At 51.5% G+C, this 1,038-nt stretch carries 2 protein-coding genes; one reads left to right on the top strand and one right to left on the bottom strand.

The features are described from left to right. Positions 1-508: GNAT family N-acetyltransferase (locus VZ95_RS20710; protein ID WP_156995508.1), on the bottom strand; the 508-nt coding region annotated here is incomplete at its 3' end. 188 nt (positions 509-696) lie between these two features. Between VZ95_RS20710 and VZ95_RS20705 the strand changes: the two genes are divergently transcribed. Next, complete coding sequence (locus VZ95_RS20705) at positions 697-900, top strand: LysR family transcriptional regulator (RefSeq protein WP_045777549.1); 204 nt, start codon at positions 697-699, stop codon at positions 898-900. The last annotated feature ends 138 nt before the right edge of the window (positions 901-1,038 follow it).

The raw sequence follows: 1,038 nt of genomic DNA, 5'->3' as shown, positions 1-1,038 counted from the left end.
TCCGGGTGGGGTCGAACTCAACCACAACCGCTACATATTCCGCGTCCGAAAAGTGGAACGGCGGATGATTGGTTTGATTGAACCCGTGACGACGCCAGAACCGCAGAAGACGCTTCTGTGCATGGCCATACACCTTCGTATAGCCCTTCCGTCGGCAAAAATCGAATCCGAAATCCACCGCAGCCTCGGTGATTCCGGTACCTCGGTACTCAGATCGCACCGCAAACCGCTCAAATTTCACGAACTCGGCAAAGTAACGTAACCGTATTGTCGCGGCAGGTTCACCATCAACGAAGCCAATAATGTGAGTTGCCGTATTGTCGTTTCCATCAAACTCTTCATGGAACGGACATTTTTGTTCACCACAGAAAACGGCAGAGCGGATCATGTAAGCCATTTCTCGCTCTTCGGCAGTAGCGGCCACTTTTACAGTGTATTCCATAGCCATTCTAGCCCCTGTTATTTGAAAAATACGTATGTATTCGTGTGCAATCACTGTACTGCGCATCAGGGTATCGACGTAACGGAGATAAGCTGATACCCATATGCATTATTGCATGACACTGATAAGTTCAGGCTTATGCATCAAGAAGAAATTCTAATGACCTGGCGTTTTTTAGAGACCTTCGCGGCGCTAACCCCTACCGTTGAAAAACAAGCCCAGGCCCAGGCCCGGCGGCACGATGGGAGCCTATAATGACGCCCTCCTCCGATTCGAATGCGATTGTAGTCGACCCCACGCTGATCGGCGAAATTGACTGGAACGACCTCCGTTATTTTCTTGCCGTAAGCCGAACGGGCAGCTTCTCACGCGCCGCAAGTACTTTGAACACCCATCAAAGTACCGTAAGCCGCCGCATTCAGATTCTGGAAGACCGCCTTCGCAGTCGGCTCTTTTAGCCGAACGGCCCAAGGGGTCCTTTTTAACTGAGAGTGTTCCATGCTGCCCCCCAAACGATTGCCGTCGTCAAATCCAACGCGCCTATCATGCGTATCCACGGCCTCGCCATCGTCCTGCGCATGTATGATTTGCTGCTG

This window comes from Elstera litoralis (assembly GCF_000963705.1).
GTDB lineage: Bacteria > Pseudomonadota > Alphaproteobacteria > Elsterales > Elsteraceae > Elstera > Elstera litoralis.
Note: the sequence above shows the minus strand (reverse complement) of the source record. Positions and strands in the feature narration are given on the sequence as shown.